Consider the following 14,349-nt stretch of genomic DNA (forward strand, 5'->3'; position numbering starts at 1 on the left):
TCACAGTGCCCAGTTGCCCAGGTCGGCATCCTGGCCTTCGCCACCTGGCACGCCATCGGCGCCCAGCGAATACACATCAACGCGGCCATGCTCGCCCGGCATGCGGTACTGATACGGCGTGCCCCATGGGTCTTCGGGCAGGCGGCGGACATAGCCGTCACTGCGCCAGCCACGTGGCAGCGGCTCCTGGGTCGGTTTTTTTACCAGTGCGGCCAAGCCTTGTTCGTTGCTGGGGAAGCGCAGGTTGTCGAGGCGGTACATGTCCAGGGCCTGCTCCAGGGTGGCCAGGTCGGCCATCACCTTCTGCTTCATGGCCTTGTCCTGGTTGCCGAGTACGCTGGGCGCGACCACAGCGATCAGCAGGCCGATGATGAAAATCACCACCATGATTTCCATGAGGGTGAAACCGCGCTGGCGGTTGCGTCGTTGCTGCATGGGGGTACTCCTTGTCATTTACAGTTGCAGGCCCTGGTTGAGCTGCATGATCGGCAACAGCACCGCCAGCACGATGAACAGCACAACGGCGCCCATCACCAGAATCATCAGGGGTTCGAAAAGCGCCATGGCGGTGTCCACCTGGCGGGCAAAGCCGCGCTCCTGGTCATCGGCCACGCGCTCGAGCATGTTGGCGAGGGTGCCGCTGGCTTCGCCGCTGCCGACCATGTTCACCAGCAGCGGCGGAAACTGTTGGCTGGCGTCCAGCGCGCGGTGCAGGCTGGTGCCGCCCTGCACTTGCAGGCGCACCTGTTCCATGGCCAGGCGAATGCGCCGGTTGGCAACGGTTTCGGTGGCAACCTGCAGCGCTTCGAGCAGCGCCACGCCGCTGCCGCTAAGGATTGCCAGGCTGCGGGCCAGGCGGGCGCTTTCCAGCACTTGCAGCAGCGCGCCGACACGCGGCAGGCGCAGCAGCAGGTCGTCGCGGCGCAGGCTCCATTGGGGTTTACGCAACAGCCAGCCGCCCAACGCCACGCAGACTACCGCTAGCCCCAGCAGCCAGGGGCCGGCCTTTACCAGCCCTTGGCTGAGGCCGATCAACAACGAAGTAATCAGCGGTAGGCTTTGCCCGGCATGGGCAAATTGCTCGGTAAGCTTGGGCACCACGAAGGTCATCAGGCCAATGACCACCGCAAGCGAAACGCCCATCAGCACGCAGGGGTAGATCAGCGCAGTACGTGCCTTGTGCTGCTGCCGCTGCACTTGCTCAAGGTGGTCGGCCAGCCGCGTCAGCACCTGCGCCAGCCGCCCGGAGCGCTCGCCCGCCTCCACCAGCGCGCAATACAGCCCGGTGAACGGCGCGCCCTGACGAGCCAGGCTGCGCGCCAAGCCAAGGCCTTCTGCCAGGGAGCCACGCAGCGCCACCAGAACACCCTGCAGCGCGGGTTCGCGCAGTTGCCGTTCAAGGGTGGCCAGGGCATCGACCAGCGGAATACCGGCACCGGTCAGGGTCGCCAATTGACGCGTGAGTTCGCACAACTGGGCGCGGCTCAGGCGCTGGCGGCGCGGTTGCCGCACGCCCTCCTGCAGGCGCTGCACCTGGCGCGGGAACAAGCCTTGATCGCGCAACAGTTGCCGGGCATGGCGCTCGCTGTCTGCCTGCAGGCTGGCTTTGTGGGTCTTGCCGGCGAGGTCGACGGCCAGGTATCGAAAAGTCGCCATCGATCAGCCCTGCACCACGCGCAACACTTCGGCCAGGCTGGTTTCGCCACGGGCCAGGCATTCGCTGGCCATTGCCAGCAGGCTTTGCCGGCGCGGCGCCAGGTAGTCCTGCATGGCCAGTTCGCTGGCGCCGTCGTACAGCAAGGCAATCAGGCCGGCGTCGAGCTCAACGAATTCGTACAAGCCCAGCCGCCCCACATAGCCGCTGCCCTGGCACTGCTCGCAGCCCACGGCATGGTAGCTGCTGCCCAGTGCGGCCAGCTCTGGCCACAACTCGCGCTCTGCCGGTTGCACGGGTTGCGCCACGGCGCACTGGCACAGGCGCCGCACCAGCCGTTGGGCCAGCACGCCACGCAGGCAGGAGGCGATCAGAAACGGCTCGACGCCCATGTCGCGCAGGCGGGTTACCGCACCCACGGCGCTGTTGGTGTGCAGGGTCGACAACACCAGGTGGCCGGTGAGGCTGGCCTGCACGGCGATCTGCGCGGTTTCCTGGTCGCGGATTTCACCCAGCATGATGACGTCCGGGTCCTGGCGCAGGATGGCGCGCAGGCCACTGGCGAAGGTCAGCCCGGCGCGGGGGTTGATGGCGGTTTGGCCAATGCCGGCGATGGCGTATTCCACCGGGTCTTCGACGGTGAGGATGTTGCGGCTGCCGTCGTTCAGGCTGTTGAGGCTGGCGTACAAGGTGGTGGTTTTACCCGAGCCGGTGGGGCCGGTAGACAGCACGATGCCGTTGGGCCGAGCCAGGCAACTGCGCAGGCCTTGCAGCACGGCGGCGGGCATGCCCAGGTTGCCCAGCGCCAGCAGGCTGGCCTGCTTGTCGAGCACCCGCATCACCACACGTTCGCCGTGGATGCCGGGCAATGTCGAAACCCGCACGTCCACCTCGCGACCCGCCGCGCGCAAGGTAATGCGCCCATCCTGGGGTTGGCGCTTTTCGGCGATGTCCAGGCGTGCCATGACCTTGATCCGCGACACCAGCATCGCCGACAGCGCACGCGGTGGGCGCAGCACTTCACGCAAGTGGCCGTCCACACGCAGGCGCACGGCCAGGTATTGCTCGAAGGTTTCGATGTGGATGTCAGAGGCGCGCAGGCGCAGCGCTTGGCCGAACAGGCCATTGATCAGGCGGATTACCGGGGCTTCGTCATCACTTTCGAGCAGGTCTTCGATGCGCGGCATTTCGCTCATCAGGCTGTCCAGGTCGACTTGATCGCCAATGCCTTCAATCAAGGCCTCGGTGGCGGCATCACCCGCCTGGTAGAGCTGGCCAAGGCGCTCATCGAACGTGGCTGGCTCAAGGTACTCCAAGGCAACCGGGTGGCCGTGCACGCGCAGCAGTTCCTGCAACTGGTCACTGTCGGCATCGCGGCGCAGCCACAGTTGCCAGCCGCCGTCGACAGGTGCGATGGCCAGGCCGCTCTGGCGTGCCAGGCGATAGGCCAGCATCACCAGTTACCGCCTTCAAGACGTGCACGGCTGGCCGGGAACGCCTGCATCAGCGACGATCCTTCGGCCAGGTTCGGCAATTTGAGCGGGGTGGTCTGCTGAAGGGTGCGGTACTTGTCTTCACTCAGGCCCGCCAGGCTGGGGGCATCACGCAGGATGCGCGGGCGGATGAACACCATCAGGTTCTGCTTGGTGTTCTTGCTGGCGTCGGAGCGGAACAGCCGGCCCAGGTAAGGGATGTCGCCCAGCACGGGCACACGCTGGTCGCTGGTGCTGAGCTCGTCGCTGATCAGGCCACCGAGGATTACCAGGCCGTTGTCCTCGACCATGACCTTGGTCTTGATCTCACGCTTGTTGGTGATGACATCGCTGGCGGCGCTGGAGTCGGCAATGGACGACACCTCCTGCACGATGTCCAGGCGCACGCTGTTGTCGATGTTGATCTGCGGCTTGATGCGCAGCTTTACCCCCACCTCCTTGCGCTCGATGGTCTGGTACGGGTTGGCGTTGTTCTGGGTGACCGAGCCGGTGACAAAAGGCACTTCCTGACCAACCAGGATCGACGCCTCGGCGTTGTCCAGGGTCAGCAAAGTGGGGGTGGAGAGCAGGTTGAAACCGGTTTTGCCCTTCAGCGCGTTGATCAGCATGGCGAAGTTGAAGCCGCCGCCGATATGGCCGATGCCAGCGGTGGCGCCGGTGGTGGCCGACAACAGGTCGCCCAGCGCCTCGTTATCACCGCTGGCGGCGGCGCCAGCAATATTGGCGATGTTTACACCGTTGCTGCCGAAGTTGACGATACCGGCGCCGAACTTCTCGTCGGCAAACAGCCATTGCACGCCAAGCTCCTGGGCACGGCTGTCGGACACCTCGGCAATGATCGCCTCGACCACCACCTGGGCGCGGCGGATGTCCAGTTGCTCGACGATGGAACGGTACGCGGCCAGCTCGCTGTCTGGGCCGACCATCACCACCGCGTTGGTGCCCTCTTCGTACTCAAGGCGGATGCCCGAGTCGCTGGCGGTGGCCATCACCGGTTTGTCCTTGCCTTCGCCTTGTGCAGTGCCTTCGCTGCTGGGTGCCGCGCCTTCCTGGCTGAGGCCGCGCAGCACCTTGACCACTTCGCTGGCGTTGGCGTGGCGCAAGTACATCACCTGGGTGTTGCTGGTGTGCTGGTTGTCGCTGGGGCGATCGAGTTGGCCCAGCAGTGCACGCACGCGGTCGGTGCTGCCGCGTACCAGTAACGCATTGCTGCGCGGGTCTGCCACGACCTGGGTGCTGTCGGCGCCCTGCTCGCGGGCCAGCAGTTTAGTCAGCAACTGGGCAGTGTCGGCGGCGCTGGCGTGGCGCAGCGGCATCACCTGCAGTGGCTCGTCGCTGACTTGGTCGAGTTGGCGCAGCAGGCTGTCGATGCGTTCGAGGTTGCTGCGCCAGTCAGTTACCACCAACAGATTGGCCGCCGGATACGGGGTGATCACGCCGACGCGGGGGTCGATCAGCGGCTTGAGAATGCCCAGCATCTGTTCGCTGGCAGCGTTGCGCACGTTAAAGACCCGTGTGGCGACGCCATCACTGCTTTCGCCTTTTTTGCCCGCTGGCTCAACAGGCACCGGTTCAAGGCGGGCGGCCTGGTCGGGCACGATTTTCACGCTGCCGTTGGGCAGGTCGACAGCGGCATAGCCCTGGGCGCGTAACTGGGCCAGGAAGATGTCATAGATGGCATCGGCATCGTGACGGTCGACCGTGCGCACGGTGACCTTGCCCTTCACCCGGGGGTCGACGATGAACGTTGTGCCGGTAATGCGCGACACGCTGTCGATGAACTCGCCCAGCTCGGTGTCGACGAAATTCACCTCATACAGTGGTGTGCCGTTGTCATCGAAGACTTCCGGCTCTTCGGCCCAGGCAAGCGACAGGGCCAGGCTCAGGGCGGCGGCCACGCAAATTCTGACTGGCATTGTTCATCCTTGCCGTTTGAAGCCGGTCACGGCAGGGCGTGGCGGCCAGGGCAGGCGTTCGCGCCGCCCCTGGTTGTCGAAAATCAGGCCATCGGCGTCGATGTCCTGCAACACGATCCCCGGCGCCAGGCGCTGGCCACGGCCCAAGGTGCGCACCTGCTGGCCGTAGCGCAGCACCACCACGCTGGCGGACAGCGGCTGGGCCTTGAGGCCGCCCAGGTATTGCAGCGGCAGCCTCGTCAGGGCGACGGAGCCGTCGTCCAACGGGGCTTGCCAGTGGCCGATCATCAGCCCGGGCAGCGGCTTGTCTGCGGCGGCGACCGGGCTGGCCGGTTGCGGCTGGCGCCCCAGCTGCAACACGCACTGGGCGGCGAGCCAGCCTGCCAGGGTCAGCAGGCCGCCGGTGAGCACGCGGGCGGCGAGGGTCACGAGGCCACCTGCCGGGGGTGCCAGCCCGGGTGGCCTTGCACGTAGCGCACCTCGGGCAATTGCAATTGCGCCAGTTGCCAGCCCGTTGGCTGACGCCCAAGCCAGGCCTCGACCCGCTGCCACAACGGCTCACCGGCCTGGGCCTCGAACTGCAAACCAAAGGTGCGGCACAGGCCCTGCACTTCGTTGAGGCCGGTGATGCGCTTGCCTTGCGGGCTGTAGCTGACCCGCCAGGGCTGGCCTTGCCAGCGCGGCAGGTCCTGGCTGTTGTCGAGCAGCAACGGGTCACCGAACAGTTGCTCGGCAGCGTTTTCCAGTACCTGCTCGACCTGCCGGGCCGGGGCTTCAACCACGGGGGCCGGGTAGCCGCCGGTGAGGGCGATCAGGTGTTCGCGGGTGATCGGCTCGCCGGCGGCCAACGGGTAGTCGTAGCGCAGGCCCGGCAACAACACCGGCATGCTGCTGTCATCGGCCAAGGCCTGATGCAGCAAGCGGTCCCAACTGCCGCCAAGGGTGTCGCGGCGCCAGAGTGCATGCGGGGCGCGGGCAAGGGGTTGATCGAGCCACGCCGCGTGGCCGGCCCGCTGCTGGCGCAGTTCGGCCTGCAGTTGGCTGGCCCGTTGCCGCGCGATGGGTGAAAGTTGTTGTTCGAATGCCGGATAAAAGCGCCCCTCGAACTGCCATTGCCCGGCCACCTGCTGGCAACGCAGGCGGAACGCGCCACTGCCCCGGCAGCCGGCAAACAGCACCGGCACGCGGCGGCCACTGGCCTGGGTGGCTTCAACGGGCGCGGGCCACAGGTCCTGGCCGCGGGCACACAGCACCACGTCGATTTCCGGCACCCGCTCGGCCAGCCACAGGCCTGGGCCAGTGCCGACGTCGGCAAGCGCCACCACCAGGTCCGCCTTGCGGCGCGCTTGCTCGAAGGTAGGCAACAAGGATTGGTACCACTGTTTGAGCGACGCTTTCTGGTCTTGAGCATAGGGGTCGGTAATGCCGATCACGGCGATGCGAGCGCCTCCCCGTTCAAAGTACTGAACGGCTTCCAGGCCCAACGCGTTGCGCTGCGCTTCATCAAGCCCGGCACCCAGTGACGCGGCAGAGGCCTGGCGGTAAAGCGCCTGGCTGCGTTGCGGCCAGAGCACGCGCTCGTCGCTGCTCACCCGCACTTCGCTGCCCAGCATGCGGCTGCCTTGCACGCCACTTTCGCCCTGGGTCAGGTAGGCTAGGCCACTGCCGTTCCAGCCTTGGCCGTTTTCAAGGGTCAGGCTGTTGCCAGCCCCGGCTTCACCGCGCAGTTGCTCCAGCAGTGCGGCCAGCACCGCATAGCCGCCCAACCTCGAACCGCCTTGGCTCGCGTCGAGCAAGGGGGCGAGTTGCGGGTGGGCGAGGCCGGCGCTGCTACCTGTCATCCAGGGGGCGCGGCCCAAGTGGCTGACCGGGCCAAGGCGCGTGGCGGGCACCACAGGCAAGCCGGGTTGGCGCGCATCAAGGGTATCGGCCACATAAAGCAAGTCGAGGCTGGCACTACCACTGCTCTGCCCCGGCATTGCAGAACAGGCGCCGAGCAGCGGTACCAGCGCACCGATACCCATCCAGCTGATTACTTCGCGCCTGTGCACACTACTTGCCATGGGCCCCGCCGTCCTTTTTCCGTGTAAGTCAGGGCCCCGGATGTTGCGGCGTTCGCATGACAGTTTGATGGCAGAAATCCGACAGCCATTCCAAATCGGTCTGTCGCGCTCAGACGTAAGAACTTACAGTTTTAAAAGCCCGTTCATATTTCTGCCAAGGAATCATCATACTTGCGCTCTAAAGTCGCGGTTTCTTTCAACTCAGCCCACATAAGGACAACCCTGATGAGTCGAGAAACCGGCGACAACCTGGACCGGAACCACAGCGGCAACCTGCCGATGGCCACTGTCATGGACGCCTACCTGAGCCGCCGCAGCGTGATGCGCGGCAGCCTGGGCGCCGCCATCGCCATGATTGCCGGTACCGGCCTGACCGGCTGCTTCGACAGCAGTGGCGGTTCCGACGATGATCCGGTAACCGAGCCGCCAGTGACCGAGCCACCGGCGCCTGACCCGGAGCCGGAACCGAAAATGGCCCTGGGATTCCAATCCATCCCTGGCTCACTCACTGACGCCTGCGTGGTCGCTGCAGGCTACAGCGCCTTCGTGCTGGCGCCATGGGGCACGCCGATCAACAGCAACGGCAACCCATGGAAGTCGGACGGCAGCAACACCTCGACCGACCAGGCCAACGCCATGGGCATGCACCACGATGGCATGCACTTCTTCCCCATCAACGGCAGCTCTGAAGACGGCCTGCTGGCGATCAACTTCGAATACATCGACGCCGCCGCCCTGCACCCTGCGGGCCCGACCACCGATGCCAGCGGCAACCGCCCGGCCGAAGAGGCCCGTAAGGAAATCAACGCCCACGGTGCCGGTGTGGTGCGCCTGCAAAAGGTCAGCGGCCGCTGGCAGGTCATCGACAACGACCCGCTCAACCGCCGCTTCACCACCGCGTCGCGCATGGAAATCACCGGCCCGCTGCGTGGCACCGACCACGTCAAGACCAAGTACTCCACCGCCGGCACCCACTGCCGTGGCACCAACAACAACTGCGGTAATGGCTACACCCCATGGGGCACGTACCTCACCTGTGAAGAGAACTGGCCAGGCATCTTCGTCAACAAAGGCACCCGCCCGGAAGACCAGCGCCGCATCGGCGTGGGCACCTCCACCGGCCAGTACAAGTGGGAAACCGCTGCCGGTGACAGCACCGAAGTAAACGACGAGTTCGCCCGTTTCGACGTGACCGTCACCGGCGCCAGCGCCACCGACGACTACCGCAACGAAGCCAGCACCTACGGCTACATCGTCGAAATCGACCCGTACAACAGCAGCACGTTGGCCACCAAGCGCACCGCCCTCGGCCGCTTCCGCCACGAAGGTTGCTGCCCGGGCCTGCCCGTGGCTGGCAAGCCGCTGGTGTGGTACATGGGCGACGACTCCAACAACGAGTACCTGTACAAGTTCGTGTCCACCGCCGTGTGGGATGCCGCCGACGCCACCCCAGCCGACCGCCTGGCCACCGGCGCCAAGTACATGGACTCGGGCAAGCTCTACGTGGCGCGCTTCAACGCCGACGGTACGGGTGTGTGGCTGCTGCTGGACGTTGCCACTGCCACCAAGGACGGCAGCACCCTGGGCGCGCTGTACACCGACCTGCCGGGTATCATCCTCAACACCCGTGGCGCAGGCGATGCGCTGGGCGCAACGCCGATGGACCGCCCGGAGTGGACTGCCGTCAACCCGCTCAATGGCGACGTGTACCTGACCCTGACCAACAACAGTGCCCGCACCCCTGAAAAGGTCGATGCAGCCAACCCGCGTGGCCCGAACCGCCACGGCCACATCATCCGCTGGCACGACAGCGACGATCACCTGAGCTTCACTTGGGACATCTTCGTGTTCGGCGCCAACGCCGCTGGCACCTCCGACATCAACCGCTCTGGTCTGACCGAACTCAACCAGTTCGCCAGCCCTGACGGCATGAGCTTCGATAGCCGTGGCGTGCTGTGGTTCGAGACCGACAACGGCGAGAGCACCGTGACCGACTACACCAACGACCAGTTGCTGGCGGTGATCCCGACCGACCTGGTGGATGCCAACGGCAAACAGGTGCCGGTCAATGCCGAGAACCAGGTGGACCTGCGCCGCTTCTTCGTAGGGCCCAATGGCTGCGAGGTGACCGGCATTGCCTTCACCCCCGACAACAAGACATTGTTCGTGAACATTCAGCACCCGGACAACTGGCCGTATACCGACAAGGCGACCGACGCGACGCCGGCAGGTGGCACCGTGCGGCCGCGGGCTTCGACGGTAGTGATTACACGGGACGATGGCGGCGAGATCGGGACCGCCTGATGCAGGGCCGGCCTCTTCGCGGCGATTCAACGTGTGCCGCGAAGAGGCCGGCCAGCCCTACCAGGCCATTGGCGCTCGGCTGCGTACACGAACCTGCTGTGCCGGCACCCGCGCATGCCATTGCACCACCCCCAGCGCTTCCACCTGAAACTCGCTACGCATCTTCCTCCCCTGCTCCTCGAACGAAAGTTGCAGCAGAAAATACCCACTGTTGAGCAGCAACCCTTCGCTCAACCGCTCGAAGGTTTCGTCATCAATCGCCCCCAATGCCTGGCGCAAAGCGCCAGCGTCCACATACCCTGAGGCAGGCCTGCCGGTCACGATCCGGGTCAGAAGCGACCGGGGATAACGCCCTTCATACAACGCCTCCAACAGCGGCACGTGTTCCAGCCCCAGTGCATTGGCATTCAAACGCCAGCCGGTGGTTTGCGGCAGTGCACAAAGCATGGGGTACTGACGCTGACGGGAAGCGTCCGGCGCCAGCAACAGGTTCAGCTCGCTGGTATCGACCATCGCCTGGTTGGCAGCCAGCCGCGCAGGCTGCTGGCGCAGATACTGGGCACTCTCAGCGCCTTGCAGGCGCGCATCGCTGTCGTTGTCGAGCCAATCGGCCAACCCATCGACCAGGCGCTCGGCGGCCATGTCATCGCCCAGCAACATTCGCAGTTGGCGCTCGGCACGATCAGCGTCCGCCCCAAGCAGTGCATTGACGTTGAAGCACGTATGCAGGTCAACCACACGCAACTGGGCCTGCCCGGCACCAAAATCGTAGGCCAACGGCTGCCCGCGCAAGGCCTGCCAGAACAGCGGGCTCAGGCGCCATGCCGGGTCACGCAGTGCCTGTTCGGCATAAGCCAGCCCCGCCTGCTCCATGGCCCGCACCTGCACCCGCTGGCGTAACAGCTGCACTTCATCGACCTGCTGCCGCCCGTCCTCCACCAGCCAGGCCATGCCTGCTGCCAGCATCGCCAATACCACCATCACCATCAGCAGTGCTGCGCCCTGCTGCCGTTTGCGCGCCATCCGCCACTCCTTATGCCAATGAGGGCGCCAGTCAACACGGGGGTTGTTGCAGCGAGATGGCAATCACATTGCAGTCATGTTCGCGTCATCTGCTCGGGGCAGGATTAGCCTTTCTTTTCATGGCCTTACAGGAGTAGTCGAAATGGGTGGCATCGGTATCTGGCAATTGGTGATTGTTTTACTGATCGTGTTCTTGTTGTTCGGCACCAAACGGCTCAAAGGGCTGGGCAGCGATGTGGGCGAGGCAATCCAGGGCTTTCGTAAATCCATGGGCGGTGACGCCGACGCTCAGGTGCAGCAGCAACAACCACCGCTGACGCCCCAGGCCACCGTTCAACAGCAAACGGACCGGCAAGCCTGATGTTCGAGGTGGGCTTCACCGAGCTTCTGCTGGTGGGCATCGTCGCGCTGCTGGTGCTGGGGCCTGAACGGCTGCCGGTGGCGGCGCGCACCTTGGGCCGTGGGTTGGGCCAGGCGCGCCGGGCCATGCAAGGCCTGCGAGCACAAATGGAGCGCGAGATTGAATTGCCGCAGTTCGACAGCGCGCCGCTGCAACGCCTTGAGCAGGAAATACGCCAGGGCGTGAGCCTTAACCCAGCGCCTATGGCAGATGCAAACCCCGTCAACGTACCCCGTGAGAATACCCCATGAGCATTGCCGTGGATGGCGCAGCGCGCATGCCGTTGACCGAACACCTGCGCGATTTGCGCAAACGCTTGATGCGCTGCCTGCTGCTGCTCGCGCTGGTGTTCGCCGGCCTGTTCCCGTTCGCCCAGCAATTGTACACGCTGATTTCCGAACCCCTGCGCCGCTTCCTGCCGGAAGGCGCAAGCATGATCGCCACCAGCGTCACCTCGCCGTTTCTCACACCGTTCAAACTGACGGCGATGTGCGCGCTGTTCGTGGCCATGCCACTGCTGCTGCATCAGGCCTGGGGCTTCCTGGCGCCGGGGTTGTACCGCCGTGAACGGCGCATTGCCTTGCCGCTGCTGTTGTCGAGCATCGTGCTGTTCTATGCCGGTATGGCCTTTGCGTTTTACCTGGTGTTCCCGATGATGTTCGGCTTTTTCGCCAGCGTCACGCCAGAGGGGGTGGCAATGATGACCGACATCAGCCAGTACCTGGATTTCATCATGGCGCTGTTCCTGGCCTTTGGGCTGGCCTTCGAAATTCCGGTGGCAACCTTCATCGTGGTCTGGGTGGGCTTGGCGGATGTGGCGACGTTAAGGCGCAGCAGGCCCTACGTGATCGTCGGCTGCTTCGTCGTGGGGATGATTCTTACACCGCCGGATGTGTTTTCACAGACCATGTTGGCGGTGCCGATGTGGCTGCTGTTTGAAGTAGGGCTGTTGGCCTGTACGGGCTTGAACACTTCTGCCGCCAAACCCTGAACAACGCCCGGCAGTACGCCCCGAGAGGGATGCATTGCCCGCTCCTTCGCGCCGGGACGCACTTGCATGCTGAGGGCTTCGTCGATATGAGGAGCCCTCTACATGACCGCCTGGCCACCCACGCTAACCTCAGCTTTTGCCCTGAATCGTCTGACAGAACTTGCCATGCGTTTACCCGCAGAGTCATTCAGGCGTACCCTTACGCCAGTGTTTGGCAGCGACTTGCCGGCTCGACACTACAACCGTCTTCACACAGACCTGTGCAACGGCGAGCTTTTGAACCCCGCTTGCTACCTCACTGCCAAAGGCGACGCCCTGGCCAGCTATGACAATGCAACCCGCACAATCTACCTCCACCCCGACGTGATCACGCGTGCTCTTGAACAACCCGATGCTGCGAATGAGCTGCTGACTATCCTGCTGCACGAGTTCGGCCACCATGTCGATAACATGCTACGACAACCCTTCGCCACAAGCCTGCCCTCTGGGGAAGCTCAAGTGGCGCAGGACGCTGCGCTGGAAGAAGGCGCCCGCTTCGCCCACCTGATGGGCTCGATTGCCATCGCCAACACCGAGACCCAGCCAGTTGCACGTTACTTCGACAGCTCCCGTGATGTGATCTTCAGGGTCGATGGCTTACAAGCGCGGGATTACATCTGGCAAAGCCAGGACCATGACGCACAACACGCCTGCACCAACAACGGTACGCGTGAAGGGTTTTCTGCAGGCAGCGGCAATGAAGACTATCCGGAGCATTCCTGGGGGCACGGTTCTATCGAAGAAGACCTCAAGCTCTCGGGCTTCAACGAACAGCAGCGCAAGGCGATCTATTTCGGCAACTGGTTACGCGACTATTCACAGCTGATTGACCCCAAGCTGGTGCGGGCGCCTGATGCGCCGAAAGACTTCCCTGCCAAACTTTCGCGAGAGGTGCTGACACAACTGGTCGACCTGCTGGCGCTCAAAGCGTTTCCCAGCCTGCAAAGCACCCCGGAAGAACGCGCCCACTACACAGTCACACCGCAGATGCTTGGGGTCTATCGCCCCAGCGAACACATTGACAACCCCTACACCCCAAGCCCTTCGGCCTGCGACCCACGTACCATCGATGAGGATTTCGAGGCGCCTGTCGGCCCGGATGACCCGCTGCTGCAGGTCGACCCGGACACCTCCATGAAGCGCTACATTTTCACCTCGGTCGACTACATGTGCGAACGCCTGCGTGATGCCATGGCTGAGGGCCCGACACCCCGTGGGCTGCGGGAATTCGGTGCAGCCCTGCATGTGCTGGAGGATTTTTTTGCCCACTCCAACTACGCCGAGCTGAGCCTGCGCAAACTGGGGCACGAGCAGGTGCTGCCATGGACCGGCAAGGCTGACTGCAAGCACGAGTGGCCTGTAGTTACCGGTATGTTCGCAGGTTGCGATGTGATCGCCAGCCTGGCCGAACCGATGGCAAACATCCTGTTCAAGAGCTCTGGCAGTTTCGAAAGCGTCACGCCCGGCCAGCGCGCGGACTCGGAGCTTGCCCTGCTGATTCTGCTGCGTGACCACCCCGACCCAAAATGGCAGGAATACCTGCAAACATCCCTCGAGGTTCGTGACACGCTGGCAGACATTCCAGGCTTTAACGGGCTGCGGCTGATTTCCTGGATCGTCAGCTCCCCCATTCGCAGTACACAGGGCTTGATGAACATGGGTTACCAAACCCTGATCAACCTGGTCGGCAACACCGTCGATGACTACCAGACTATCTGCATCGATAACCCCAATACATCGGGTTCGACCAACCCCACCCACTCCCAACTCGCCAAGGACCATGATGTGCACCCCCTGCATACCCTGGCTTCGCTGATGGCGCGCGTCGCGGTGCGTAACGTGGGCCTGGCCATGAACAAGTATTGGGAAGGCGGGAGGCTTCTCGACCCGGCCAAGGTTGCGCGCAGTTATTTCACCCACCCCAACGACAGCGACTGGCAGGATGAACTGGTTGAAAAATGGGCGAGTGATAACCGCGATGCGGTTGCAAGAACCTACGAAGCCACGTGCTTTAACACGCGCTTCCTGGGCCTGGACACTAGCGTGTGGGAACGCATGCGCGGGCTATTCAGCTAACCGCCTGTAAAAACGACAAGCCCCGGCAGCGGACTGCCGGGGCTTGTCGATTCAACGCGGCGAGGTTTCAGTACAGTTAGAATTCAGCCAACTGCCAGACCTCATACGCCGGGGTCTCGTAGGGGTGGCTCTGCTTCAAAGCAGTGACAACCTGGTTTATCAGGCCATCGGCCACCACCAGCTCCACCTTCCACTCCTCCACCACCTCGACCTGGCCGGTTTGCCCGAGGTACGGCTGGCTGCCGTCCAACGGGCGGAACTGGCCCTGGCCCAAGGTTTGCCAGGCGCAGTGGTCATAGTCACCGATACGCCCGCCACCGGCGGCGAACACGGCAGCCTTGACCACTTCAACGTGGCTGGCGGGGACGAAGAAGGCGAGCTTGTACACCC

At 64.0% G+C, this 14,349-nt stretch carries 13 protein-coding genes; 5 read left to right on the plus strand and 8 right to left on the minus strand.

The window, feature by feature from the left end:
• The 6 genes from gspG to PVV54_RS20930 are packed head-to-tail and all read right to left on the minus strand — an operon-like array spanning position 1 to position 7,126.
• Positions 1 to 435 (minus strand): type II secretion system major pseudopilin GspG, encoded by a 435-nt coding sequence (gene gspG / locus PVV54_RS20905; RefSeq protein ID WP_274907058.1) that lies wholly within the window; start codon positions 433 to 435, stop codon positions 1 to 3.
• A gap of 18 nt (positions 436 to 453) precedes the next feature.
• On the minus strand, positions 454 to 1,656 hold the full coding sequence (gspF, locus tag PVV54_RS20910) for a type II secretion system inner membrane protein GspF (RefSeq protein ID WP_274907059.1): 1,203 nt from the start codon (positions 1,654 to 1,656) through the stop codon (positions 454 to 456).
• A 3-nt stretch (positions 1,657 to 1,659) separates the two neighbouring features.
• Entirely contained in the window at positions 1,660 to 3,108 is a 1,449-nt protein-coding gene (locus PVV54_RS20915; protein WP_274907060.1) for a GspE/PulE family protein, read from the minus strand.
• A complete protein-coding gene (gspD, locus tag PVV54_RS20920) occupies positions 3,108 to 5,045 on the minus strand; it encodes a type II secretion system secretin GspD (RefSeq protein WP_446731475.1) in 1,938 nt (645 codons plus the stop codon). The genes PVV54_RS20915 and gspD overlap by 1 nt, the downstream gene beginning before the upstream one ends.
• A gap of 21 nt (positions 5,046 to 5,066) precedes the next feature.
• Positions 5,067 to 5,492 (minus strand): pilus assembly protein PilZ, encoded by a 426-nt coding sequence (locus PVV54_RS20925; RefSeq protein ID WP_274907062.1) that lies wholly within the window; start codon positions 5,490 to 5,492, stop codon positions 5,067 to 5,069.
• Positions 5,489 to 7,126 carry a lipoprotein UxpA gene (locus PVV54_RS20930; RefSeq protein ID WP_274907063.1) on the minus strand — a complete coding sequence of 546 codons (1,638 nt, stop codon included), beginning with the start codon at positions 7,124 to 7,126 and terminating at the stop codon, positions 5,489 to 5,491. Before PVV54_RS20930 ends, PVV54_RS20925 begins: the two co-directional genes overlap by 4 nt.
• A 225-nt stretch (positions 7,127 to 7,351) precedes the next feature.
• On the opposite strand from PVV54_RS20930, the gene PVV54_RS20935 reads away from it, so the two are divergent.
• Positions 7,352 to 9,430 carry a PhoX family protein gene (locus PVV54_RS20935; protein ID WP_274907064.1) on the plus strand — a complete coding sequence of 693 codons (2,079 nt, stop codon included), beginning with the start codon at positions 7,352 to 7,354 and terminating at the stop codon, positions 9,428 to 9,430.
• A 57-nt stretch (positions 9,431 to 9,487) separates the two neighbouring features.
• Here PVV54_RS20935 and gspK read toward each other — a convergent pair whose 3' ends face one another.
• Positions 9,488 to 10,453: a type II secretion system minor pseudopilin GspK gene (gene gspK, locus PVV54_RS20940; RefSeq protein ID WP_274907065.1), complete on the minus strand. Its 966-nt coding sequence runs from the start codon at positions 10,451 to 10,453 to the stop codon at positions 9,488 to 9,490.
• A gap of 142 nt (positions 10,454 to 10,595) precedes the next feature.
• On the opposite strand from gspK, the gene tatA reads away from it, so the two are divergent.
• The 4 genes from tatA to PVV54_RS20960 all read left to right on the plus strand — a co-directional run bounded on the left by tatA (position 10,596) and on the right by PVV54_RS20960 (position 13,959).
• Complete coding sequence (tatA, locus tag PVV54_RS20945) at positions 10,596 to 10,814, plus strand: twin-arginine translocase TatA/TatE family subunit (protein ID WP_274907066.1); 219 nt, start codon at positions 10,596 to 10,598, stop codon at positions 10,812 to 10,814.
• Positions 10,814 to 11,104, plus strand: coding sequence for a Sec-independent protein translocase protein TatB (gene tatB / locus PVV54_RS20950; protein ID WP_274907067.1), 291 nt, complete (start codon positions 10,814 to 10,816; stop codon positions 11,102 to 11,104). Before tatA ends, tatB begins: the two co-directional genes overlap by 1 nt.
• Positions 11,101 to 11,844 (plus strand): twin-arginine translocase subunit TatC, encoded by a 744-nt coding sequence (gene tatC / locus PVV54_RS20955; RefSeq protein ID WP_274907068.1) that lies wholly within the window; start codon positions 11,101 to 11,103, stop codon positions 11,842 to 11,844. Before tatB ends, tatC begins: the two co-directional genes overlap by 4 nt.
• Positions 11,845 to 12,009: 165 nt before the next feature.
• A complete protein-coding gene (locus PVV54_RS20960; protein ID WP_274907069.1) occupies positions 12,010 to 13,959 on the plus strand; it encodes an HET-C-related protein in 1,950 nt (649 codons plus the stop codon).
• Between the two features lie 76 nt (positions 13,960 to 14,035).
• On the opposite strand, the gene PVV54_RS20965 is transcribed toward PVV54_RS20960, so the two are convergent.
• Entirely contained in the window at positions 14,036 to 14,347 is a 312-nt protein-coding gene (locus PVV54_RS20965) for an NGG1p interacting factor NIF3 (RefSeq protein ID WP_274907071.1), read from the minus strand.
• Positions 14,348 to 14,349: the final 2 nt, after the last annotated feature.

The sequence above is a fragment of the Pseudomonas sp. PSKL.D1 genome (assembly GCF_028898945.1).
Taxonomy (GTDB): Bacteria; Pseudomonadota; Gammaproteobacteria; order Pseudomonadales; family Pseudomonadaceae; genus Aquipseudomonas.

What these genes read in the sequence shown, in the direction of transcription:
- gspF (WP_274907059.1), bottom strand. Translation starts at nt 1,656, where the DNA reads ATGGCGACTTTTCGATACCTGGCCGTCGACCTCGCCGGCAAGACCCAC.
- tatC (WP_274907068.1), top strand. Translation starts at nt 11,101, where the DNA reads ATGAGCATTGCCGTGGATGGCGCAGCGCGCATGCCGTTGACCGAACAC.
- gspG (WP_274907058.1), bottom strand. Translation starts at nt 435, where the DNA reads ATGCAGCAACGACGCAACCGCCAGCGCGGTTTCACCCTCATGGAAATC.
- tatA (WP_274907066.1), top strand. Translation starts at nt 10,596, where the DNA reads ATGGGTGGCATCGGTATCTGGCAATTGGTGATTGTTTTACTGATCGTG.
- PVV54_RS20915 (WP_274907060.1), bottom strand. Translation starts at nt 3,108, where the DNA reads ATGCTGGCCTATCGCCTGGCACGCCAGAGCGGCCTGGCCATCGCACCT.
- PVV54_RS20960 (WP_274907069.1), top strand. Translation starts at nt 12,010, where the DNA reads ATGCGTTTACCCGCAGAGTCATTCAGGCGTACCCTTACGCCAGTGTTT.
- PVV54_RS20930 (WP_274907063.1), bottom strand. Translation starts at nt 7,126, where the DNA reads ATGGCAAGTAGTGTGCACAGGCGCGAAGTAATCAGCTGGATGGGTATC.
- gspK (WP_274907065.1), bottom strand. Translation starts at nt 10,453, where the DNA reads ATGGCGCGCAAACGGCAGCAGGGCGCAGCACTGCTGATGGTGATGGTG.
- PVV54_RS20935 (WP_274907064.1), top strand. Translation starts at nt 7,352, where the DNA reads ATGAGTCGAGAAACCGGCGACAACCTGGACCGGAACCACAGCGGCAAC.
- tatB (WP_274907067.1), top strand. Translation starts at nt 10,814, where the DNA reads ATGTTCGAGGTGGGCTTCACCGAGCTTCTGCTGGTGGGCATCGTCGCG.